Below are 21,079 nucleotides of genomic sequence, written 5' to 3' on the forward strand. Positions count from 1 at the left end.
GGTTACACTATACTCAAGTAAAAATTCATGGCTATACTAAAATTATTAGGTTTCTAAAATCATAACGGAGGAAGAGTTATGTCAAAAAGTCACAGCCAATACTTTACTACCAGTGAGCTTGCCAAAACTTGCGGAGTTACCAAACATACCCTGTTCCATTATGATGAGATTGGACTCTTAAAACCAGAATTCACAAACTCAAAAGGCTATCGTTATTACTCCATTCAGCAATGCTACACGCTTGATATTATTAATGTGCTGAAGAAGGCGGGGAGTTCACTACAGGAAATCAAGGGATTTATTCAGAATCAGAACACGCCTCTACTCATAGAACTGCTCAGACAGAAACTGCATGACCTGGAAGTAGAACGGATTAGAATAAAACGGTTGCAAGGTCTTTTGAAAGGCGCCATTGAAATGACGGAGCAAGCTAACGGAGAGTTACGCGATGGGCCGTCGATTGAGGAATGTGAAGAGGAATATTTCATTGCCACACCATTGGAACAGGGAGATGGTGATAAGGAGTTTGCTCACAAATTAAGCGAACATCGAGATTATTGCGAAAATCACTTTATTGATTACGAGTTTCCAATCTGGTCCATTTTATGCAAGGATCGTTTTGAGTCAGGCGATTATTATACGGACTATATTGCCAATAAACTCAAGGCTCCGATTTTAGGGGAGAGAATGATCACCAAACCCCAAGGACTCTATGTAGTCATGAATCACAGAGGATCATATGAAACAATGTCAGAAACGTATTCCATTATAAGAAAATATATAGAGAGTAATGGGAAGGTTATATGCGGAAATGCCTACGCGGTGGAGTTGCTCAGCTATTTTGCAGAAAAAAATCCGGACGACTATGTAATACGGATATCGGTTGAAGTTTGTAAAGGGAGAAAATTTCTTTTATAAGGTTACCCTTTAAGATATGATAGAAAATAACGCATTTTATGATGAAGCTATTGAAAGGTTGGATGAGAGATGGAGAAAGCAACTTTTGCAGGTGGATGCTTCTGGTGTATGGTGACTCCGTTCGAGGAGCAGCCGGGCATTCATGGCATTGTCTCAGGCTATACTGGAGGGACGATTCCCAATCCGACCTACGAACAGGTTAAAACAGGAACTACAGGTCACTACGAGGTGGTGCAGATTACTTTTGAGCCTGAGCTGTTTCCTTATGAAAAGCTGCTCGAATTGTATTGGCCGCAAACAGACCCTACTGACGGGGAAGGTCAATTTCAGGACCGGGGTACACAGTACAAGCCCGCTATTTTTTACCATACGGCGCAGCAACGGGATCTTGCAGAGCAGTCCAAGGAGCAATTGGCAAAAAGCGGACGTTTTGACAAGCCCATCGTGACGGAAATTCTTCCGGCCTCCATATTTTATCCGGCAGAGGATTACCATCAGGATTATCACAAAAAGAATGTGAAGCATTACAAGGAAGACCGTGCCCAATCGGGTCGTGATGAGTTTATAAATCAGAACTGGTAAGCAAGTTTAGCATACGTTTTGCGTACGTAAGGCAGATCGGGGGTGATTTCTTGGATCTGCCCATACATATTTAGGCGACGTTACTCACACAATGAAGGGACAGAGAAGGAGGCTGACCTGTAATGAGTAAACGAACGAAACTTCACCTGAGAAACATCATAAAGAAGGCTATACAGGCTACTCGCAGCCGTAAAGAGCCGACCTGTGCACATGTGGTTTGCCAAAATCCGAGAATGAAAAAAAACTTAGCTGCGTGTATTGTGGTAGGTCTTGTTTTTACGGTATGCGGGAATGTCTGGAGCATGGATGTAGCAAACGCTACGGGTAAGCAGGATCAGCACCAAAAGATGGTGGCCGTCATTATCGACGACATGGGCAACAACATGAAAGGGACTGAGCAAATTTTAAATTTGCCGGTTAAAATCACGGTTGCGGTGATGCCGTTTCTGCCCTCCACCAAGCAGGATGCCATAGAAGCTCACAAGCGCGGTCATGACGTCATTGTGCATCTTCCAATGGAGCCAAAGCAGGGAAGACCAGAATGGCTTGGACCTGGAGCGATTAAGGCGAATATGTCGGATGAAGAAGTACGCGCCAAGGTGACAGCAGCTATTAAGGAAGTCCCTTTTGCGATAGGTATGAACAATCACATGGGCTCCAAGGTCACCTCAGACAAACGCATTATGTCCATCGTTCTCGATGTTTGCAAGGAGCATGGGCTATTTTTTGTCGACAGCCGTACGAACTATTGGTCTGTAGTGCCTGAGCTTGCTGTTGAAAAGGGAATGCCACCGGTGCGCAATGACATTTTTCTGGATGATGCCCATACACTCGCCCATGTGAATCGGCAATTAACCAAGGTGGCTGAATGGGTGGACGAGCACGATACCTGTGTAACCATTGGTCACGTTGGTGTGGCTGGCATGCACACGTCCTCGGCACTTCATTCATCGGTTCCTGCGCTAAAAGATCATGCCAAGTTTGTGGGAATTAGTGATTTGGTGCGTTCCGTATGGGGATGGAAGGGAGCTCCTGCCACCCACACTACCATACCGTCAAATGAGCAATAATGCCTTCGGCTATCGCTTCTGCAACGTTTTTTTGACCGCGATCCCCGGAAAGAATAGCCCTGTCCTGTTCATTGCTGATAAATCCGGTTTCCACGATTACGGCGGGATGCTGGATTTTATTCAAAAGATAGAAGGGTTTTCCGTAAACCGTTTCTCTGTTCATGCAGAATAAGCGGTTTAATGAATGTTGAATCCGCTCTGCTAACAGATAGCTGCTGCCTTCATCTTGGTACAAAACAATCGGACCCCGTTTTTCGGCACGTTTGGTCCAATTCACATGCAGACTGACCACCAAAGCGGTAGGTAGTTGTTCTGTCAGGCTTTTACGCTGGGCCAGGTCTTTCAGATGCCGGGATTTGGATTGAAGCCAACGATTATCGTCGCTTAGAGCATAGTCCTTGTCCCTGTTTAAGACCGCGGGATAGCCCTGTGAGCGTAAAATCAGGTACAGTTTTTGACCTATTGCGAGATTGATGTCTTTTTCCAGAAGCCCTTTATGGCTCGTTCCACCGTCCACGCCTCCATGACCGACGTCTATAAGCACAACGGGTTTGGCAAAAGCGTGATACGACGAATGTACGTTGGATTGGCTTTCTGTGTCCTTGTTCGGATAGATGCTTTTGTCGCCGGGCTGGGCGCTTGCATAGGCAAAGGGTGTAAATACAGCACTGCAAAGGATACTTAAACTTAATCCCAGTCCAGTTAACCATTTGATGTTTAGCTTTTCTTTTCGCACGTCCCATTCCTCCAGTAGACGGATTGATTATTTTGTTATTCAGTTACTGCAAGAAATAAACAAGCATAACCAAGAAATAAACAACTATAACCAAGCAGCATAGCTGCCTTAAACATAACCATTATTCTTCGGGTAACTGTTTTGTTTAAGATAGTATGTTCCATTTAAGGGAAACCATGCATAGTTATTCCCGCAGGGTTAGACTTTTTGGAAAATGAGCAAGCTAAGCTTATCTGCATCCAACGTGTGAATTTGATGTTTTCCTGCAATGCGAACGAAATGTCAGGGATGCAGATTGAAGGAGGTCGCGGAGGATGGCCAAGGGTGACGAGCTGGTGACGTACATTACGCAGCGAATTGTTCGGTATATGGAAACGCCGCGCGATGTGCGCCGTAGCCGCAAACAATCCAGAGAGCCATGGGTATACAAATGGTTCGGAATGCTGCCGCTTGCTCTGAATATGTGGATTAAATCCGCACGCAAAGGGCGAAAGGAGCGGCATTAAACTCGCCAAAGAGACCACAAGAGGCATACGGAATGCCGTTTGAGGTCTCTTTTTGTGTTATAGAAATGATCAAGGTGATTACATAAATTAATGGCTATAAGACGAACTCGAAAAATGAACATAAAAACAGAGTAGGCGGAATGCTGCTATACAAGCGAAGCGGTCGCGATGGGAAGCACCATCCGGCTGCGCAGTGGAACGATAGAAACTTTTAAGTTCGGTTTATATAGGAGTGGATACGATAAAATTCACCGCCAGATAACAGCCGGTCCAGCGGCACAAAGCGGGAAAGCCCGGTGCGGCAAGTTGCCGCATACATAATAGGATGAGACAGATCAGGCGAAGGATTCCAGGATTGATATCCGTTAATAGCCAAGGGGCCGCCAAAGGCAAAATTTATGCTGGTCGCAGAAAATACGATACGTGATGATTCATTCAGCGTGTTGGTAAACTGATTTACGTTATGGATGGAAAGCTTTTGTTTGGGTAGAAGCCAGCTAAGATCGTCATAGGGGTCAAAAGGCTCAGCCGAAAGGGTAATCGCCTGTGCCCCTGCTTTCAGAGAGAGAGCAGAAGAAGAAGAATTTGTGCTGCTGTGGAGCTTGTTTTTCCAGCTTCGATTGGCTACCTCCGCAGGTAATGGATCACCCGTAAAAGCGTCGATGCACACTTCGCTGCCCGTGGAGGAACGCACTCGCCAGTAGGCTAATAGCGGTTCCTCATACATAGGAGTAATTTGCGGCTTGTCGATGGATGAAAGTTCAGTTTCTGTGAGGGATTTAAGGGATTGGCGGAGTAAATTCATACTGTACGGCCCGCCCGGCCCGTTTCCGTATTCATTAAGCTGATAAGCGCCGTTATGATCTGCCCCGATAATCAGGTAGCCAATGTATTCATCTCCACGATTCACCTGCACGAGCCAGCTATGTGTTCCGGGTCCGAGGGGATGGTAGCTAAGCTCGGCATCTTTCCACTGGGCGAATGGTGGCTGTGCCGATAGCGACTGCACCGTATCGGAGGAAACCCGCTTTACGTCCGTTGGTACCCCTTGCTCCTGAGCAGGAGGACTTGCGGAAGAGTTACCCGGAGAAAGGGAAGGGCTTGCAGGAGCCGCCTCGGTTTGCCCCTGCTTCTCATCTGGGTTTTGGTTCTTGGGTTCCGCTGGGGAAACCAGTGAACTTGCTTCGTAAGGGGGTGACGGGTTTGCGATGTGATCTTGGGTTGCTAAGGGGGCCGCTTGAATGGAAGCAAACGGACAGACTGCGGACAGACCGATCAGAACAACCGCAATCATACCAACGCTATAGTGTCCGGAATTTTTTTTCAATGAAATCCACCTTTCTGACGGCATAATGCACCGATGGAAGCTTTTTTATCCAGCATATAGCTTGTCCGATAAAAAGACTGCTACACCTTGTCGGCACAACTGTCCTGACCGGGTTCGTTTTTTGCTGTCGATAAGTAGCAACAGGCTTGGCAAAGGTTGTCGGTACAGCAATAAACCCGATATAGTCTGAAGCACGATGTTAAAAGCTGACGATACCTCTGCAACTAGCCTGCGAAGGAGCGTGAGATATCGGTTAACGCAGATGAAATATCCCGCAGTTAATGGCGGATACAAGCACCTTCGGTTCATATTGCCATACCATTTCTTTGCGGCGGGCTTGATGCTGCTCTTGTACGGCTTCTTTTTTTTCCTCTTCTTCTTTTTGCTCCTGGACCAAATCATCGTAATAGTGATCAATAACCTCCAATTCCTCGCGCAGCCGTTCTCTGGCCTGCTCAGCCCACTTGTAATCCTGTTGGCTTAGCTGAACATTGAGATAGTTTTCCAGCGAGGTGGAGGCCTCCGGAACAGATAACTTTGCAGGCTGCACATGCATATTGCCTGCCAGCAGGGGGCTGAGCTGCCGGGATTCAAGCATGCTGCCAAAGTCGGGTACAATCGTACCGCTTTTGAGCGAAATCCCGAGCCAATGCAGCTCTTCCCGCTTCAAATCACAGGCAAATTCGATCTTGTAGCAAACGCCTAGCCACGCTTCATACACTGCGGGAGAACGGGCAGATAATTGACGAGCATTGGGCTGCTCGAACAAATTGACATATTTCCCTCCATCCCGAGCAGCTTCAAAGATTTGATGCAGCCGACGACTCCCATAACGCAGTTCTTCCTGCAAAATACGTCCGGGCCCTAGCTGCGGTAACGCCGGAACATGACCGAAGTAACGGCCTATGACCTGATCCTGCGCCGGACTGCCGGACGCTGGGGCTGGTTGTGGACCTAGCCCCGGTTGTGCTTGTGACGGGGGGAGGGGCGTATTTTCCATCGAACTCTCCTGTGCCGTCCGGTAGGCTTCCCCATCGAAAATAAAGGTGAACGACATCGTTTGCGCCGGAACACCCGTACGCTCCACATAGCCCCAATAGTAGGGGCGGTTCGTTAGAGCTTTATCCGCTTCGGGAGAAAGCTTGACGGTCACATGGTTGGGCGACCTCTCGATCACGCTACATCCGGTGGCTTCCAGATACGTGAGGACAAAGCGCTGTACCTGCTGTGAATTCATGGTTATATCAGCGGCCTCCTTTCGCACTGCGTCGGGCTTTGGCTGGAGGGACAGCGCTGCCTGACAAGCCTAGCAAAGCAGCGGTGCTTTGGCTTGTTCCTGTCAGACGCCCGTTAATCTGATCTGTTTCAGATGACATATCGGTTGCCGTATCCGAAGTAGATGGACTTTCTGTGCGAATCTGTTTCATTTCCTGTTTGATCGAATCCAGCGAATGACCGAGCTTTTGCATTTTTCGGCGTATTTCATCATCACTGCTGGATTCAAGCATGATTCTATACAGGCTCTTTTCAATAGACTCCTTCTTTTCAAACCGTTCCAGAATGACGTCCAGCCCGCCTATAACCATTTCAAACATATTGATTTTTTCATGCAGCAGGTGGAGGATATGCTCTTCAATCGTTCCGGTGGTGGACAGGTTGAAAATATTCACATCATGCGTCTGTCCCAGTCGATGCACACGTCCAATCCGTTGCTCCACACGCATGGGGTTCCACGGCAGGTCAAAGTTAATCATATGGTGGCAAAATTGCAGGTTAATGCCCTCGCCGCCCGCCTCCGTGGCAATCATCACCTGAATGCGTCCGCGGAACAGATCCATCATCCAGTCCTTGCGTCCCCGGTTCATGCCCCCCCGATAAGGAACAGCGGATAATCCACGATCACGAAAATAGTTCAGCAAATACTCCTGTGTAGCCCGGTATTCGGTAAAAATTATCACTTTTTCGTTCATTTGACGAATGAGTTCAAGCGCTTTTTCCGCCTTTGAATTGGCTTTAATCGCTTTGATGTGCGCGACCAATTCCCAGACGCGATCACGCAAGGGAGAGTCGGGCGCCATCTTTTTAGACAAATTGACAAGTGTTACGAATACCGCATCCCGGCTACTGCACACTTCCCGCTGAAGGGTAACGAGAGACAGCATGCTGCTCAAATTTCCGCCATTCGCCTGATATTGATCCTTGACAAAGGAAGTGACTCCATCGTATAGCGCTTGTTCTTCCGGTGAAAGTTCCAAATGAATGTTGGAAACATTTCGTTTGGTGAATTGGACTGGCCCTTCTCCGCGACGGTTGCGGATCATGACTTTGGACAGCTCATCCTTGAGCTGGTCCTCATTTTTAGGTAGACGTTTATCCACAACGAAGTTGGCTGAAAAATCCCCGTGTCGTCCTAACTGACCGGGCTTAAGCAATGTAATGAGATTGAACAGTTCGGATAGATCATTTTGGACAGGTGTAGCGGTCAGGAGCAAGCAATATTTTTTTCGCAGCTTCATAATAAACTGGTAGTTGGATGTTTTTTTATTTTTCAGCTTGTGGGCTTCGTCGATAATGAGCAGATCATAATCAGTGTCCAGCAGGATGTTGCTGTGTGGCTCCCGCTTGGCTGTATCCATAGAGGCTACGACGACCTCGGACGACCAGGAATACGCTTTTTTCTGAGCGACAGCCGGTATGCCAAATTTGCTGTTCAGCTCACGAACCCATTGAAGCACCAGAGAAGCGGGGACAAGAATAAGCACTTTAGCGGCAAGCCCGCGAACCAGATATTCTTTTAGAATCATTCCAGCTTCGATCGTCTTACCCAAGCCGACTTCATCAGCGAGGATGGCGCGACCGGACATTTCAAACAATACCTTACGGGCCGTATCCAGCTGATGGGGCAGCGGAGTGAGGTCTTGCAAATGCTTCAGACATTGAAGCTCATCAAAGCTGGGGACCAGCTTGGCCTTTTCCGCCTCAATCGCCAACTGATATAGACCCCAATCTCCCCAAGGTCCTCCTTTGCGGAGGCGTTGGTCCAGCTCATCCTGCCAGCTACGGTCAAATTGCACCGGAACAGGCAGTGGTGCTTGATTTTGTGATGTTGGGGAACTTGTCGATTTGGCTTTCATGATGAATTCCCTCCCTCCTAGTAATGGCGCAGATGAAGCTCTTGGTTCTGTCACATCGTTGGCATCTATGTTGCACAGATCGTAGATGTAGTATGGACGGAAAAAGATATCTTCATAACAGGAGGGGTTAAATCTTTTAGCTGCCTTCCATTAGCTTTTGGAGTTTGCTTTCTGTAGAGGTTTGTGCGTTCGGGGTGTAGATACTGCAACGCAGATCGACGCTGCCTTGTACCTGAAAGGAGGTCAGGTCGAACAACATTTTGCCTGCCTTGGCATGACGAAATTCAATTAGCACCTCCGGCGCAGAGCTGACCTCACTCTGATTCCAAAGCTCATTAAACTCCGGATAAGCCCGGCTCATGTTCTGTATGAACTGTGCATACCAAGGGTCCGTCACATATTGTCCGTAATAAGCGCGGAAAATAGCAAGGAATCCTTTTACAAAATGCTCCCAGTTTACAGCCAGACTTTTAAACTCTTTTTTGGTAAACAGCAGCTCAATCATGTTGCGCTGTTCATGGGGCAGCTCTGCAAAATCCATAAACACATGAGCCGCCGCCGCATTCCAGCCGACAATATGGCAACGCCGATCTGAAATAATAGCAGGGCAGTAGCGTAGCTCCTGTACTATTTTTTGCAGGGAAGGGGAAATAACCGTTTGTTCTGCAAGAGCAGGAGGTGTGTGAAATCCGGTTTCAAGCGCCAAATCATACAAATACTTACGTTCATCCGCGTTTAGCTGCAAGGCGGCGACAATGGCATCTAGTACAGAGGCGGACACCTTGATATCGCGTCCCTGCTCCAGCCAGGTGTACCATGTGGTGCTGACACCTGCTAATTGAGCCACTTCTTCTCTGCGCAAGCCGGGTGTTCTGCGGCGTGATCCGTTCGGCAGACCGACCATATGCGGGTGTAAACGGGCTCTTTTGGTTTTAAGAAAAACAGATAGTGCTTCCAGACGTGCTTCCGGTTTCATAGCGAGTTCTCTCCATTCGATGGTGGATAAGTAATGAGCAGTTAAGGCTCTAACTATAGTAGTGTTCATTATACCAGGATAAACAAACACTTGTAATAGGATAAGCTAAGGGTAAAATGAGGATTATAAGTAAGCAATCGAGCAGGAGGAATGAAGAGCGTATGCAAAGAGTTGTAATTACAGGTATGGGTGTGGTTTCACCACTGGGCAATGACGTGGACACGCTGTGGAAGAATCTGCTGGAGGGTCATTCAGGTATACGAAAAATAGACACGTTCGACGTGTCCGATTTGAAAGCACAGATCGCCGGGCTGGTACAAGATTTTGATGCAGAAAAGCAATGGGGACGTAAAGACGCCAGACGAATGGATCGCTTCACGCAGTTTGCGTTGTTTGCGGCAGAGCAAGCGCTGAAGGATTCCGGTCTGGAGCTGGATAACACGAATCTGGAGCGTGTCGGTGTCTATGTAGGATCAGGGGTCGGCGGTCTGGATACGTTGGTGGACAATGTGAAAGTATTGGAGAATCGTGGGCCGGGCAGAGTCAGTCCGACCCTGGTACCTATGATGATTTCAAATATGGCTGCGGCGCAAATCAGTATTGCGTTCGGAGCAATGGGTCCCACGCTTTCGCCGGTTACGGCCTGTTCCATTGGAAATACGGCGATTGGAGAAGCGTTTCGTACGATTCGCACAGGAGATGCGGATGTGATTTTTGCAGGTGGAGCGGAGGCAGCGGTTACCAGACTGGCGCTTGCGAGCTTCTCCAATGCAACGGCCTTGTCGACTCGTAACGAGGAGCCTTCGATTGCGAGCCGACCGTTTGATAAGGACCGCGACGGCTTTGTTATGAGCGAAGGAGCGGGTATTCTGGTACTGGAGTCGCTGGAGCATGCTGTTCAGCGTGGCGCAGAAATAGTTGGCGAGGTCATCGGCTATGGGGCAAGCTCGGATGCCTACCATATGGTCGCACCGCACCCGGAAGGAACCGGTGCTTATCTGGCGATGAAAGCAGCCCTTCAATCCGCCCATATCACGCCTGAAGAGGTGGATGTGATCAGTGCGCATGCAACGAGTACGCCCCCTGGCGATCTGGCCGAGACCCTCGCGATACACAAACTGTTCGGTGAGCATGCCTATCAAATTCCGGTAACCGCGAATAAATCCATGCTCGGTCATATGCTGGGAGCCGCAGGTGGTGTCGAAGCCATTGCACTCGTACAGAGTCTAAGAGAAGGCATCATTCCGCCAACGGTTCATCTGGACAATCCGGACCCGGCCTGTGATCTGGATTATGTGCCTCACGAAGCACGCAAGGCCTCATTAAATATCGGGCTATCCAACTCTTTCGGCTTTGGCGGCCACAATGCGGTCATCGTTATTAAGCGTTATGAGCCATAAGTGAAATAAATGATTTAACCTCAGGAGTTCTATCCAACGGGATGGAATACCTGAGGTTTTTGCTATTGGTAACGGGTTCATTTTAGATAAGAGATAGAGTAAGATGGAGGAAAACATTTGGGGGCATTGGAAGTAATGATTTTAATCAGGAACATAGAACCAGCAGATGCTGAAGCGTATTGGAATTTGAGGCTGGAAGCTAGTGCGATTAATGGTGAAAGGTTTTGGAGAGATGAAAATTGAACGGTTGCTTTCTATCGTCATTTTGCTGTTGAAAAGAAATAGAATTCAGGCGAAGGAACTGGCAGATTTGTATGAGGTTTCGATACGGACGATCTACAGAGATATCGAGGCGATTAGCCTGGCTGGTATTCCGGTGGTAACCTATCAGGGGGTAAATGGGGGAATCGGCCTGATGGATGGCTACCGTCTGGATCGGAGTGTGCTGACGGATGGCGATGTGAAGGACATTGTGATGGGCTTGCAGAGCATGTCCTCGTCGTTTGGTGGACCGAATGTGACCCGGTTGCTGGATAAATTTGAAAGCATTATACCAGATTCGGGAAAAGCACAATTCAGTGTTAATACCACACAGTTCATCGTCGATCATTCGGGTTGGGGAAATCAGTCTGCGCAGGAGGCTAAGCTGGTAAAGGTGAAGGAGGCGCTGAGTCAAGCGCGTACGATTGCTTTTACTTATCGGAATGCGCAGGGAGCCGTGACTGCACGGAATGTCGAGCCGCACACGCTCGTTCTGAAAGGACAGCAATGGTTTGTATACGCCTACTGTCTCGACAGGGAGCAATTTCGTTTGTTCAAACTATCCCGCATGAGTGATCCTGTCGTGACGGAGACGGCTTTCACTCGCCGGGACCTTTCCTATGAAGTGCTGCCATGGAATGAGGAACGGCTGGCGGCGGTTAAGACGGTACAGCCTTTTACACTGCAATTTAACCACAAATCCCGGCATCTGGCGGAAGACTGGTTTGGCGTGGAAGCATTGACCGAGCAGGGAGAAGGGATGTATACGGTTTCGGTTCCTTTTCCTGAGGATGCGTGGATGTATGGATTTATTTTAAGTCTCGGGCCGGATGTGGTCGTCAAGGAACCTGTCCATTTACGGGAGAAGATTCGGGATATGGCGTTACGTATTGCATCCAATTATGGAGAGCCCCTGATAGAGAATCCCGAAAAACATAGAATATAACAAAACAAACCTGACGGATAGTTGTCAGGTTTGTTTCGTTATACTGATGTCATATCAATCACGAAAGGGGATTTACAAAATGGATAAAGCTTGTCAAAGTTGCGGGATGCCGCTGGAGCATGAGGAACAATACGGAACGGACGCACAACAGGTGAAAACAGATGAATATTGTAAGTATTGTTATAAGGAAGGTGCGTTTGTTCAACCTGATTTGACGATGGAGGAGATGATTCAGCAGTGCGCACCTATTCTCGCAGAGCAAGGGATGCAGAAGGAAGAGGCTGTTGCAATGATGCGTAGTTATCTGCCAAATTTAAAACGCTGGCGTTCACAGGAGAGTACGGAACGTGAAGAAGATTTTAAACCGATCCGGGAGGAAAGTCGGGGGGAGATTCATCTGATCGGACTGGCAGCACGTACAAGCAACCGGAATGAGCAAACATCCCAGGCAATCATTCCAGGCATGTGGGAACGCTTCTGGAGTGAAGATGTGCCTGGACGAATAAGAGGGCATGAAGAACACCGTTCTGTCTATGGTTGCTATACTAACTATGAAAATGGAGTTTTTGGCGACTATACCTTTTTTATCGGAAAAGAAGCGGCTGTGGATGGTGAAGCTTCTGACGGTCTTGAACAACTCGTGATTCCGGCTGCGCGTTACGCTGTCTTTCAAGCTACACCCGAACCTTCCTCGGTCTTCCGGGTATGGCAAGCGATTTGGAGCTGGGCCACCTCGGGACAAGCAGAGCGGACGTACACAGGTGATTTTGAAGTGTATGGCAATCCTGATGAGCCTGTACTAATTTACATTGCGATCAAGTGATAATCTGCTTTTATACGAGAAAAGAAGAAACCTCTGTGTGCTACTCGGCATATAGAGGTTTTTTGGTGCTCCATCTTGAGAATTTCTCGATATTTCTGTTTTATAGTATAAAATGTCACAATTCAAAATAAGTAGGTGAATAGTTATGAAAGCGTTGTATGACCATACGGATCAGTTTATGATTCGTTTACCGTTACAAAATAATAGTTTGGCCTTTTTGAATAACGAAGATCAGGACAGGCTTTTGACACAGCTGTGTGAAGATCCTGCTTTTAGAGAACAAGTATTAGTATCCAGCAAATCATTGTATGAAACGATGAAACATTTCTTAAATAGGCCAGAGAAACTGAAGGGTAAGAAGAAGAAAAACTTTGTTGAATCCATGATTAAGTATGCGATACGAAAGGCAATAAGAACGACCCCTTTTGGACTTTTTACATCTGTCGTAGCAGGTCAGTTTGCATCAGAAGATTAGTTTAAATTTGATCAGCATCAATTTTACAAAAAAGCCAGAGTGGATCTGGAATGGCTCTTTAACATGATTAAAAGCTGGAAAAAGAATCTGCGGATCGGCTTCAATTCAGGATGAATGATGCATGTTACGTCAAGGGAGATCGTGCTTTTTTATTATACAGCACAGATGGAAAAGCGGATGAAATCAGTATTCGGGCTACCCCTGTATTTAGGATTGTATACGAGAGTTGCGGAGAATTTGTATCCTTTCAGGATATCACACAAAGGCTAAGTCAGAAATATCCTCATACGGAAGGAGGAAGAATCAAGGATTATGTCATGGAATTAATAGATAAGGAGTTTCTTCTATCCCATCTAAGGCCGCCCCTTACGGTGTTGGATCAGTATCAATACTTTATTGAACAGGCGGGGAGGGCATGCGTTGCTGAAGATAGATTGGCAGACCTCCAGGCGATTGCAGTACAAATGGAGCATTACAGTCAATTGCCTTTGGGACAAGGGGAACACGAATACATAGCTTTGTTCGAAAAGATGAATCAATTGGAAAAATCAGCATCAACGTTACAGCTTGATTCAGGCTTACGATTGCCTATTGCGGAGAAAAAACTGTTCAGTTCATGCTGAAGGATAATAAGCTGCTGGACATCAAGGTATATATGTATAAGGATTTATTACAACGAGCATTAATGAATGTACTTTGCAACGCTGTGGATCATACACCTGCCGGGGGAACTGTAGTATGGGAGGTAAGTTATTTAGGAAACTCAATTGAGTTTGCAATTAGAGATAGCGGTGAGGGATTCTCTCCAGAAGGCTTGAAGAGAGCTACACAGCTTTTTTACATGGCAGATAAAAGCAGAAGTTCGCAAGGGCATTATGGTATAGGGCTAACGTTTGCAGCTAAAGTGATCAACCACCATCAGGGTACAATGATGTTAGAAAATCACAACGAGGCAGCTCCTTATGGTGGTGGGGTAGTACGCATCGTAATACCCGTAAAAATGAGCGCGGCTTGAAAAATGGATATGTAGTCCGCTATAAAGCGGACATTGTTTATCATGGAGCTGTTTTAGTTTTAGTGTGTGACAACTGATCTATAGATGTGTTATAGGTTACTGCCCAAAAGAAGAGAGCCAGAGCACTGACGCCAGCACCCAATAGACATACCCCGTTCCAGCCTGCATATGTGTACATATGAGTCGAAGCGATGGCTCCGGTGGCGCTGCCGATGGAATAAAATATCATGTAGCCTGCGGTCAGTCGGCTGCGTGCCTCAGGACGTACAGTGAAAATCATGCTCTGATTCGTCACATGCACAGCCTGTACCGCCAGATCCAGAAGGATAACGCCAAGGACCAAAGCGAACAGCGAGTGCTCGGTATAGCCGATAGGCAACCAGGATAGCAGTAGTAGAGCCAGCGCAATACCCGTCGTCCGCTGTCCTGAGCCTTGATCGGCGAGACGCCCTGCCCGAGCAGCCGCTAATGCTCCGGCGACTCCGGCCAGACCAAAGGCCCCGATGGCAGTGTGTGAAAGAGATAGCGGCGGGGCACTGAGAGGCAGTACCAGCGAAGTCCACAATATGCTGAACGCAGTAAAAATGAGCAAAGCCAGCACGGCTCGGACACGCAGAATCCGTTCTTGCACGAACAGGGTGAGAACCGAGCGAAGTAGCTGCGGATAGGATAGTGTTGCTCCTTTGGGTTCTTTCTGTGGCAGTACCCGAAACAGCGCTACAGCCATGAATAGTGTCAATGCGGCGGAAATAAGGTATACCGAACGCCAACCTGCCAGATCGGTCAATACACCGGCAACGGTTCGTGCCAGCAGAATGCCGATAACGACTCCGCTGGTCACCAGACCTACGATACGTCCGCGTTCAGCCGGGGCGGCCAAGGTTGAGGCGAACGCGACAAGAGTCTGTGTGACGACAGCCAGCAGTCCAACCGCTGCCATGCCCATGAGCAGGATTGTACGCGTGGGGGCCAAGCTAACCGCGATTAACGCCAGCACGGATAACAGCATTTGTCCAGTAATCAGCCGCCGCCGATTCAAAAGATCGCCAAGCGGGACGAGCAGAAACAGTCCCAATGCATAACAAATCTGCGTGACTGTAATGACGATGCCAACCGATGAATGTGTGATGCCAAACTCGTGTGCCAGCGCGTCCAGTAATGGTTGCGCGTAATAAATGTTGGCGACAGCCAGCCCACAGGCGATGGCAAATAAGAGCGCTACAGACCGGGACATGGAATGAATGGGGGCTGTTTCGGCAGCGTTGGCTACAGTTTGATGGGGCAGGAGTACCGCTTTTTCTTCTGACGTCTTCATTTTCACATACCACATCACTTTCTGCGAGTTACATACCGATAAGTATAATATACCGATTGGTACGTAATGATTTTAGGTTAATATAACTTGCGTCCATAAGAGATGTCAAGAGTTTATCATGTACATATTTGACAGTCGCTTCTGATGATCATACAATCTTAATATACTGAACGATACGAAAAGAAGGGGTTATTTATGGTTCGACCACGGGAATTTGATGAGGAAAAGGCATTGGATGCAGCGATGCAACTTTTTTGGGAAAAAGGGTTCGAGGCTACGTCTTTAAGCGATTTAACCTCCAAAATGGGAATTCAGCGCCCCAGTATTTATGCTGCCTTTGGGGATAAAAAGCAATTATTCGAAGCCGCGCTGCGCAAATACACACAATCCCACGCTGCTAATGTACGGTCCAGACTGCTAAGTAGTGCTTCTGTCAAAGAAGCAATTTGCAATTTTTTTGAAGGGGTAGTGGCAGAAGAATATGATGAAGGCCCTAACCTGGGGTGCTTTTGCATCAATACAATGGTAGAATTGGCCCCACATGATGAGAAGTTTGAAATTTTGACGAGGGAACATCAGATGTATCTTTCTACTGTATTTCAAGAAACCATCGAGCGTGGTATACGGTCAGGGGAGCTTGAGGCTACTACGGACGCGCGAGCTTTGGCTCATACGATGATCTCGTTGTTAATCGGGATTACCGTAATGATGAAGTCACGTCCGGAGCGTTCTTTTGTGGATCATGCGGTTGCGACTACACTTATGTTATTGAAGTGACTATTTCATTTTGAATAAAACTATATTACCGAACGAGAGAGGGGTTCTTCATTGCTTAATACAATGAAAGTTATAATAACAGGCGCTGCTTCCGGCATTGGAAAGGAAATTACTCAGCAATGTTTAAGGGAAGGTGCAAGTGTTATTGCGTGTGATATGAATAAACATTCTTTAAATGAACTTGAGGCTGAACTGAAATCACCAAGTTTGTACACCTATCTGATAGATATAAGTAACTATACGGAAGTAACTCATTTCTTTACATACATTAAGGAAGAACATACGGACATAACAGCTTTAGTCAATAATGCAGGTGTTTATAGAGGAAAGAGTATACTCGACTATCGTATGGAAGAAATAGAGCAGGTGCTGGACATAAATATTAAGGGATGTGTGTATTTCTCGCAATTTTTTGGAAAGTTCATGGTTGAGAAGAAGCATCAGGGGATTATCGTAAATATGTCTTCTGTTTCTGGAATGGAAGGAAGCTCGGATGCGATCTATGGATTATCAAAAGCTGCAATATTGGGCTTTACTAAAAGCTGTGCCATGAATTTTTCACCTTATGTAAGAGTTAATGCTGTGGCACCAACGATGGTAAGTACTCCAATGATGGATCATATTCCTGAATGGAGAAAAGAGGAATATACAAATCATCAGCTAATTCCAGAGCCTTTAAATGCAGAAGATGTTGCTTATACTGTCCTGTTTCTGCTATCGGAAAGATCCAGACATTATACGGGAGCGACCTTTGATATTAATAATGGGTGTTATCTAAGATGATTTTTAATCGTAAACATAAATTTCAAAGAAGTAAGGATGGACTTTTTGTTTGTTTTGATGCGGATAATGCTCAGTTATACAGCCGTAAGTTGCAAGATGAAGTAAAGGATATTAAAAAAGATACGGTTGAATGAGAGAATGCATGAGCGGAGATAAGGAGGATAAGGTATGCATGAGGAGCAAAATCAGGAACATTGGCCGGTGTGGGCTACGGAGCCTGTAAAAATAGTGAATCCTGATCCTGACTGGTCAGAGCAGGGCTTGCAGGTTATTCACGAGTTGCGGGAGCTGCTACTGCCGTTTAAGGTGACGGAAATGGAGCACATAGGAAGCACGGCAATTCCCAATCTTTCCGCCAAGCCCATTATAGACATTATGGCAAAATTGGAATCCTGGGATAGGCTGGAACAGATTGTATTTGCTTTGCAACCAGCAGGTTGGAGCTATGTTCCGCCTGAGCTGGATGGTCGGGAATGGAGAAGATTTTTGGTTAAAGTGGAACAGGATCAAAGAAAGGGACATCTGCATCTCATGCTGGAACATGAGGAGCATTGGGATCAACAATTGTTGTTTCGGAACCGTCTTCGTGAACGGCCTGAGCTGGTTCAGCAATATGATGCATTAAAAAGGAAGCTGGCGATGGAAAATCAGCATGATCGTGAAGCGTACACGGACGCTAAAACCGATTTTGTGCAAAACGTTCTGGATGCCGGACCATCCTAAAGATTAGGACGGCCGGACATCCCGGGTTTTCACATTGTTACTATAGAAGGTAGAATCGCTGGATAGTTTATAGGAAGGGAACTTCTCGTCTGCATCAAGGCGCATGGATTCCTCAAAATAAATCGCCTGCTGACCGCTAACGAGAAAAGGCAAGCTTCCCGTCTGTACTTCTATATCGTCGTTGTCCGGTGCGCTGACGATCTTTAGTACCGTAATACCATCACAGCCGCAGCCCTCTGTGTCGTAAAAAAGCTTGATATAGCCCGGTTGATCACCGAGAATTTGTGTAAGCCGCTGTTCAGCCAGTGGACTGATTTGAATGTTCATGATGTCATGTCGCTCCTTTATGTGGAATAGGTCATTACATGTTATATTTTTGAGATTATACATATTTAAGCTCCCCACTCAACATAAGCAAACGATGATCCATGTGAAAAATGCCCAACAGGAGGTGTACGATGCTGGCGAAGCTGATAAATAAAATCCCGCGAGATTGGCTTGTATTCATGTATATGCATATGCCGTTCACCCGATTGAAAAATGCATTGGTGTATCGGGCGCAACACAAATTTCTGGTTGCTGTGTTGGGCATTTTTACGAATGATGCCGGGGAAGTGCTACTATTAAAGCACGTATACCGGAAGCAGCCGTGGGGGATTCCCGGCGGCTGGATGGAGCTGGAGCAGCCGGAAGCCGCACTGCGGCGTGAAGTCCGGGAAGAAACCGGGCTGGAGGTACAGGTCACCTCACTGACGCGAGCCAGATTTGGCCAGACGCCGAACCGTGTGGATCTCATTTTTACAGGCCGGGTTATTCCGGGTACTTTCCAACCAAGCTCCGAAATCTCTGACATTTGTTATTGTCGTGTAGGGGAATGGCCGGAAGGTTTGCCAGCACACCAGAAAACGCTTATTCAGGAGCTGCTAAAGTAGTCATTATCCAGTGCTCGTTCATTTCACGATATGGAGAGCTGATTACAGACGTTTCAAGAATACGCTGATGCGCTCCAAGGCAATTTCCAGTTGTTCCTGCGACGATGCGTACGAGCAGCGGATAAAGCCCTCGCCGCCCGGTCCGAATGCGGAGCCGGGTACGGTAATGACACCCTCTTCTTCCAGTAACCGCTTGGCAAACTGCTCTGAGCTTAAGCCCGTGTGTGTAATGGATGGAAAAGCGTAGAAGGCACCGTTCGGTTCATGGCACGGCAGTCCTGTCTGACGCAAGCTTTCAACAAACCATTTTCTGCGCAGATTGTACGATTCCATCATGCGGTCTTTTTCCTCCAGCCCGTGGCGCAGGGACTCAATAGCGGCAATTTGCCCGATAATAGGAGCGCACATAACGGTATATTGATGGATTTTCAGCATGGCTGAAATCAGCTCCTGCGGGCCGCATACATAGCCGACTCTCCAACCCGTCATCGCAAAGGCTTTGGAAAAGCCGTTGATGAGCAGGGTTCGTTCTTTCATGCCCGGCAAATCGGCGAAGCTTACATGCTTCTGTCCATAGGTCAGTTCACCATAAATTTCATCGGAGATCACGACTAGATTATGCTCCTCCACCAAGCGGGCAATCGGTAGCCAGTCCTCATAAGTCATTACTCCACCTGTCGGATTGTTCGGATAACAGAGAATAAGCACTTTGGATCGTGGAGTCAGCTTGGCTTTGAGCGCTTCAGCCGTCAGCTTGAACTGCTGATCAGCAGAGGTTTCAACCGTTACTGTATGCCCTCCATTCAGGAACGTGATCGGTGAATACGAAATATAGCAGGGAGCCGGAATGAGAATTTCATCGTGTTCCGTAATCAGGGCGCGGAGCGCCAAATCCAGCGCTTCACTGCTACCGATCGTTACCATGATTTCATTTGCCGGATTGTAGGACGTGTTAAAGTTGCTCTCCAGATACCCGGCAATCTCCTCACGCAGCTCGGGAAGGCCAGCATTCGGTGTGTACGAGGTCTTGCCATTTTCCAGTGCTGTGATACAAGCCTTTCTGACATGTTGAGGGGTCACAAAGTCCGGTTCACCGACACCAAGCGAAACAATATCTTTTCTGCCTGCGCTATATTCAAAAAACTTACGGATGCCTGAAGGCGGCATTTCCCGTACAGCTGGAGTTAAAAAATCGCTTATAGATACTGTGGTCGATACGTTCGTCATGTTGATTTCCTCCTTTTTGAAAAACAAAAAAACCCGCCCCTGTAAAGGGACGAGTTTATACCCGTGTTACCACCCTAGTTTCATTCCATAAGAAATGACACTCTGTTCACGTATCCATCAATACGTGTTCCGGTTAACGCTGGAAAGGCGGCAGAGCTTACTACAAGTTCAGCCCGCTTCTCGGAGATGGCGTTCGGCTACCCTCGGAATGTTGGCTTTCACCTGCCCCAACTCTCTGCAAATCCGCTGTATAGCTTACTCGTTCTCGTCATTGAAATTTGTTACCGTATCAAGTTAGGTGTAATTATAAGCACAACATTTCAGGATGGCAAGTCTTTTTTTATGAATTTAAAGACAGGAGCATCATCATTGACGATTGGAAAATAACGTATATAGTGGTATCAAGGGGATTGGGCCCCCGATTTCACCATGATACTTGACTATATTGGCTAGAGAGGGATGGTGTCCATATGAACGTATTTGAACGCTTTAACGGCAAGGTTTTGCCTACAGGATGGGGCTGGATCAACGAACCGACTGTATGGAGATTCGATGAATCCAAGAATTTACAGGTATCTGCACCTTCACAGGCGGATTTCTTTAGAGATCCGTCCGGCGCAGCGATAAAATCGTCTGCACCCTTTTTGCATACAACGCTTCAAGGTGATTTTACAATATGGACGAGGGTTCGTGTCGATATGAAGCAGCCTTATGATTCAGGATGCTTGATGATTATGGCGGATGATACCCATTGGGCCAAGCTATGCTTTGAATATTTTGAAAGCACTCCCTCTATTCTTAGTGTGGTCACACGGGATACATCCGATGATTGTATATCTGGGACGATGGACGTTTCCAATCCGTATTTGCGAGTGGCAAGAGCCGGCAATTGCTTTGCTTTTCATTATTCATCAGACGGGCAGCAATGGAAGTTGGCGAGATATTTTGGCATGGATGTTCCAAACGAGCTAAAGGTTGGGGTCGTTGCACAATCTCCGGTCGGAGAAGGTTGTGATGTTACTTTTGATGCCTTGACTGTGGAGAATCACGTAACCGGGGACATACGAACTGTGTAATAAACGGAGTGAGCATTTCTATAAACAAGTATGGCAGCATGACGTATATACGCATATTCAGGCAGGGGGCTGGACAA

26 protein-coding genes and 1 other annotated feature are annotated in these 21,079 nt (G+C 47.2%); of the genes, 17 read left to right on the plus strand and 9 right to left on the minus strand.

Features of this window, described 5'->3' with window-relative positions:
* Positions 1-78 precede the first annotated feature (78 nt).
* The 3 genes from ACWXW9_RS05245 (at position 79) to ACWXW9_RS05255 (ending at position 2,570) form a co-directional block, all read left to right on the plus strand.
* Positions 79-918: a MerR family transcriptional regulator gene (locus ACWXW9_RS05245; RefSeq protein ID WP_494928583.1), complete on the plus strand. Its 840-nt coding sequence runs from the start codon at positions 79-81 to the stop codon at positions 916-918.
* 69 nt (positions 919-987) lie between these two features.
* Positions 988-1,500 carry a peptide-methionine (S)-S-oxide reductase MsrA gene (msrA, locus tag ACWXW9_RS05250; RefSeq protein WP_494928584.1) on the plus strand — a complete coding sequence of 171 codons (513 nt, stop codon included), beginning with the start codon at positions 988-990 and terminating at the stop codon, positions 1,498-1,500.
* A gap of 122 nt (positions 1,501-1,622) precedes the next feature.
* The gene (locus ACWXW9_RS05255) at positions 1,623-2,570 is read left to right on the plus strand and encodes a divergent polysaccharide deacetylase family protein (RefSeq protein ID WP_494928585.1); all 948 of its coding nucleotides are present in this window, start codon (positions 1,623-1,625) and stop codon (positions 2,568-2,570) included.
* On the opposite strand, the gene ACWXW9_RS05260 is transcribed toward ACWXW9_RS05255, so the two are convergent.
* Positions 2,545-3,306, minus strand: a complete 762-nt coding sequence (locus tag ACWXW9_RS05260) for an N-acetylmuramoyl-L-alanine amidase (protein WP_494928586.1) — start codon at positions 3,304-3,306, stop codon at positions 2,545-2,547. The genes ACWXW9_RS05255 and ACWXW9_RS05260 overlap by 26 nt on opposite strands.
* Before the next feature lie 314 nt (positions 3,307-3,620).
* Here ACWXW9_RS05260 and ACWXW9_RS05265 point away from each other — a divergent pair, with 314 nt between their 5' ends.
* Positions 3,621-3,812 (plus strand): YqzE family protein, encoded by a 192-nt coding sequence (locus tag ACWXW9_RS05265; protein ID WP_494928587.1) that lies wholly within the window; start codon positions 3,621-3,623, stop codon positions 3,810-3,812.
* A gap of 211 nt (positions 3,813-4,023) precedes the next feature.
* On the opposite strand, the gene ACWXW9_RS05270 is transcribed toward ACWXW9_RS05265, so the two are convergent.
* From ACWXW9_RS05270 to ACWXW9_RS05290, 5 genes are all read right to left on the minus strand, one after another.
* The gene (locus ACWXW9_RS05270) at positions 4,024-5,139 is read right to left on the minus strand and encodes a hypothetical protein (protein ID WP_494928588.1); all 1,116 of its coding nucleotides are present in this window, start codon (positions 5,137-5,139) and stop codon (positions 4,024-4,026) included.
* Positions 5,140-5,184: 45 nt separating this feature from the next.
* Positions 5,185-5,334 carry a hypothetical protein gene (locus tag ACWXW9_RS05275; protein ID WP_494928589.1) on the minus strand — a complete coding sequence of 50 codons (150 nt, stop codon included), beginning with the start codon at positions 5,332-5,334 and terminating at the stop codon, positions 5,185-5,187.
* A gap of 58 nt (positions 5,335-5,392) precedes the next feature.
* Positions 5,393-6,382: a YqhG family protein gene (locus tag ACWXW9_RS05280; RefSeq protein WP_494928804.1), complete on the minus strand. Its 990-nt coding sequence runs from the start codon at positions 6,380-6,382 to the stop codon at positions 5,393-5,395.
* A 1-nt stretch (position 6,383) separates the two neighbouring features.
* Positions 6,384-8,273 (minus strand): DEAD/DEAH box helicase, encoded by a 1,890-nt coding sequence (locus tag ACWXW9_RS05285; RefSeq protein ID WP_494928590.1) that lies wholly within the window; start codon positions 8,271-8,273, stop codon positions 6,384-6,386.
* A gap of 136 nt (positions 8,274-8,409) precedes the next feature.
* Positions 8,410-9,249 (minus strand): helix-turn-helix transcriptional regulator, encoded by an 840-nt coding sequence (locus ACWXW9_RS05290; RefSeq protein WP_494928591.1) that lies wholly within the window; start codon positions 9,247-9,249, stop codon positions 8,410-8,412.
* Positions 9,250-9,410: 161 nt separating this feature from the next.
* On the opposite strand from ACWXW9_RS05290, the gene fabF reads away from it, so the two are divergent.
* The 7 genes from fabF to ACWXW9_RS05325 all read left to right on the plus strand — a co-directional run bounded on the left by fabF (position 9,411) and on the right by ACWXW9_RS05325 (position 14,169).
* A complete protein-coding gene (gene fabF / locus ACWXW9_RS05295) occupies positions 9,411-10,649 on the plus strand; it encodes a beta-ketoacyl-ACP synthase II (protein ID WP_494928592.1) in 1,239 nt (412 codons plus the stop codon).
* A gap of 117 nt (positions 10,650-10,766) precedes the next feature.
* Positions 10,767-10,892, plus strand: a complete 126-nt coding sequence (locus ACWXW9_RS05300) for a hypothetical protein (RefSeq protein ID WP_494928593.1) — start codon at positions 10,767-10,769, stop codon at positions 10,890-10,892.
* Positions 10,882-11,856, plus strand: coding sequence for a helix-turn-helix transcriptional regulator (locus ACWXW9_RS05305; protein WP_494928805.1), 975 nt, complete (start codon positions 10,882-10,884; stop codon positions 11,854-11,856). Before ACWXW9_RS05300 ends, ACWXW9_RS05305 begins: the two co-directional genes overlap by 11 nt.
* Positions 11,857-11,935: 79 nt before the next feature.
* Positions 11,936-12,679, plus strand: coding sequence for a zinc ribbon domain-containing protein (locus tag ACWXW9_RS05310; RefSeq protein WP_494928594.1), 744 nt, complete (start codon positions 11,936-11,938; stop codon positions 12,677-12,679).
* Between the two features lie 145 nt (positions 12,680-12,824).
* Positions 12,825-13,154 (plus strand): lantibiotic dehydratase, encoded by a 330-nt coding sequence (locus ACWXW9_RS05315; protein ID WP_494928595.1) that lies wholly within the window; start codon positions 12,825-12,827, stop codon positions 13,152-13,154.
* Positions 13,155-13,228: 74 nt separating this feature from the next.
* On the plus strand, positions 13,229-13,777 hold the full coding sequence (locus tag ACWXW9_RS05320) for a lantibiotic dehydratase (protein WP_494928806.1): 549 nt from the start codon (positions 13,229-13,231) through the stop codon (positions 13,775-13,777).
* A complete protein-coding gene (locus ACWXW9_RS05325; RefSeq protein ID WP_494928596.1) occupies positions 13,771-14,169 on the plus strand; it encodes an ATP-binding protein in 399 nt (132 codons plus the stop codon). Before ACWXW9_RS05320 ends, ACWXW9_RS05325 begins: the two co-directional genes overlap by 7 nt.
* A 40-nt stretch (positions 14,170-14,209) precedes the next feature.
* Here ACWXW9_RS05325 and ACWXW9_RS05330 read toward each other — a convergent pair whose 3' ends face one another.
* Positions 14,210-15,484, minus strand: a complete 1,275-nt coding sequence (locus ACWXW9_RS05330; protein ID WP_494928597.1) for an MFS transporter — start codon at positions 15,482-15,484, stop codon at positions 14,210-14,212.
* A 195-nt stretch (positions 15,485-15,679) separates the two neighbouring features.
* Between ACWXW9_RS05330 and ACWXW9_RS05335 the strand changes: the two genes are divergently transcribed.
* From ACWXW9_RS05335 to ACWXW9_RS05350, 4 genes are read left to right on the plus strand one after another with little or no spacing between them, the layout of a single operon-like run.
* Complete coding sequence (locus ACWXW9_RS05335) at positions 15,680-16,261, plus strand: TetR/AcrR family transcriptional regulator (protein WP_137062591.1); 582 nt, start codon at positions 15,680-15,682, stop codon at positions 16,259-16,261.
* 51 nt (positions 16,262-16,312) lie between these two features.
* Positions 16,313-17,044 carry an SDR family NAD(P)-dependent oxidoreductase gene (locus ACWXW9_RS05340; RefSeq protein WP_137062592.1) on the plus strand — a complete coding sequence of 244 codons (732 nt, stop codon included), beginning with the start codon at positions 16,313-16,315 and terminating at the stop codon, positions 17,042-17,044.
* A complete protein-coding gene (locus ACWXW9_RS05345) occupies positions 17,041-17,178 on the plus strand; it encodes a hypothetical protein (RefSeq protein WP_170970824.1) in 138 nt (45 codons plus the stop codon). The genes ACWXW9_RS05340 and ACWXW9_RS05345 overlap by 4 nt, the downstream gene beginning before the upstream one ends.
* A 34-nt stretch (positions 17,179-17,212) precedes the next feature.
* Positions 17,213-17,767 (plus strand): GrpB family protein, encoded by a 555-nt coding sequence (locus tag ACWXW9_RS05350; RefSeq protein ID WP_137062593.1) that lies wholly within the window; start codon positions 17,213-17,215, stop codon positions 17,765-17,767.
* A gap of 3 nt (positions 17,768-17,770) precedes the next feature.
* Here ACWXW9_RS05350 and ACWXW9_RS05355 read toward each other — a convergent pair whose 3' ends face one another.
* Positions 17,771-18,094 (minus strand): iron-sulfur cluster biosynthesis family protein, encoded by a 324-nt coding sequence (locus tag ACWXW9_RS05355; protein WP_494928598.1) that lies wholly within the window; start codon positions 18,092-18,094, stop codon positions 17,771-17,773.
* A gap of 131 nt (positions 18,095-18,225) precedes the next feature.
* Between ACWXW9_RS05355 and ACWXW9_RS05360 the strand changes: the two genes are divergently transcribed.
* Entirely contained in the window at positions 18,226-18,699 is a 474-nt protein-coding gene (locus ACWXW9_RS05360) for an NUDIX hydrolase (RefSeq protein ID WP_494928599.1), read from the plus strand.
* A gap of 42 nt (positions 18,700-18,741) precedes the next feature.
* Here ACWXW9_RS05360 and ACWXW9_RS05365 read toward each other — a convergent pair whose 3' ends face one another.
* Positions 18,742-19,926, minus strand: a complete 1,185-nt coding sequence (locus ACWXW9_RS05365) for an aminotransferase class I/II-fold pyridoxal phosphate-dependent enzyme (protein WP_494928600.1) — start codon at positions 19,924-19,926, stop codon at positions 18,742-18,744.
* Between the two features lie 42 nt (positions 19,927-19,968).
* Positions 19,969-20,207: a binding site (T-box leader), on the minus strand.
* 189 nt (positions 20,208-20,396) lie between these two features.
* Here ACWXW9_RS05365 and ACWXW9_RS05370 point away from each other — a divergent pair.
* On the plus strand, positions 20,397-21,002 hold the full coding sequence (locus ACWXW9_RS05370) for a DUF1349 domain-containing protein (protein ID WP_494928601.1): 606 nt from the start codon (positions 20,397-20,399) through the stop codon (positions 21,000-21,002).
* The last annotated feature ends 77 nt before the right edge of the window (positions 21,003-21,079 follow it).

The organism is Paenibacillus sp. LT-B23 (assembly GCF_059417685.1).

What these genes read in the sequence shown, in the direction of transcription:
- ACWXW9_RS05345 (WP_170970824.1), top strand. Translation starts at nt 17,041, where the DNA reads ATGATTTTTAATCGTAAACATAAATTTCAAAGAAGTAAGGATGGACTT.
- ACWXW9_RS05360 (WP_494928599.1), top strand. Translation starts at nt 18,226, where the DNA reads ATGCTGGCGAAGCTGATAAATAAAATCCCGCGAGATTGGCTTGTATTC.
- ACWXW9_RS05350 (WP_137062593.1), top strand. Translation starts at nt 17,213, where the DNA reads ATGCATGAGGAGCAAAATCAGGAACATTGGCCGGTGTGGGCTACGGAG.
- ACWXW9_RS05265 (WP_494928587.1), top strand. Translation starts at nt 3,621, where the DNA reads ATGGCCAAGGGTGACGAGCTGGTGACGTACATTACGCAGCGAATTGTT.
- ACWXW9_RS05355 (WP_494928598.1), bottom strand. Translation starts at nt 18,094, where the DNA reads ATGAACATTCAAATCAGTCCACTGGCTGAACAGCGGCTTACACAAATT.
- ACWXW9_RS05305 (WP_494928805.1), top strand. Translation starts at nt 10,882, where the DNA reads ATGAAAATTGAACGGTTGCTTTCTATCGTCATTTTGCTGTTGAAAAGA.
- ACWXW9_RS05255 (WP_494928585.1), top strand. Translation starts at nt 1,623, where the DNA reads ATGAGTAAACGAACGAAACTTCACCTGAGAAACATCATAAAGAAGGCT.
- ACWXW9_RS05245 (WP_494928583.1), top strand. Translation starts at nt 79, where the DNA reads ATGTCAAAAAGTCACAGCCAATACTTTACTACCAGTGAGCTTGCCAAA.
- fabF (WP_494928592.1), top strand. Translation starts at nt 9,411, where the DNA reads ATGCAAAGAGTTGTAATTACAGGTATGGGTGTGGTTTCACCACTGGGC.
- ACWXW9_RS05335 (WP_137062591.1), top strand. Translation starts at nt 15,680, where the DNA reads ATGGTTCGACCACGGGAATTTGATGAGGAAAAGGCATTGGATGCAGCG.
- ACWXW9_RS05330 (WP_494928597.1), bottom strand. Translation starts at nt 15,484, where the DNA reads ATGAAGACGTCAGAAGAAAAAGCGGTACTCCTGCCCCATCAAACTGTA.
- ACWXW9_RS05285 (WP_494928590.1), bottom strand. Translation starts at nt 8,273, where the DNA reads ATGAAAGCCAAATCGACAAGTTCCCCAACATCACAAAATCAAGCACCA.
- ACWXW9_RS05325 (WP_494928596.1), top strand. Translation starts at nt 13,771, where the DNA reads ATGCTGAAGGATAATAAGCTGCTGGACATCAAGGTATATATGTATAAG.
- ACWXW9_RS05315 (WP_494928595.1), top strand. Translation starts at nt 12,825, where the DNA reads ATGAAAGCGTTGTATGACCATACGGATCAGTTTATGATTCGTTTACCG.
- ACWXW9_RS05290 (WP_494928591.1), bottom strand. Translation starts at nt 9,249, where the DNA reads ATGAAACCGGAAGCACGTCTGGAAGCACTATCTGTTTTTCTTAAAACC.
- ACWXW9_RS05310 (WP_494928594.1), top strand. Translation starts at nt 11,936, where the DNA reads ATGGATAAAGCTTGTCAAAGTTGCGGGATGCCGCTGGAGCATGAGGAA.
- ACWXW9_RS05370 (WP_494928601.1), top strand. Translation starts at nt 20,397, where the DNA reads ATGAACGTATTTGAACGCTTTAACGGCAAGGTTTTGCCTACAGGATGG.
- msrA (WP_494928584.1), top strand. Translation starts at nt 988, where the DNA reads ATGGAGAAAGCAACTTTTGCAGGTGGATGCTTCTGGTGTATGGTGACT.
- ACWXW9_RS05365 (WP_494928600.1), bottom strand. Translation starts at nt 19,926, where the DNA reads ATGACGAACGTATCGACCACAGTATCTATAAGCGATTTTTTAACTCCA.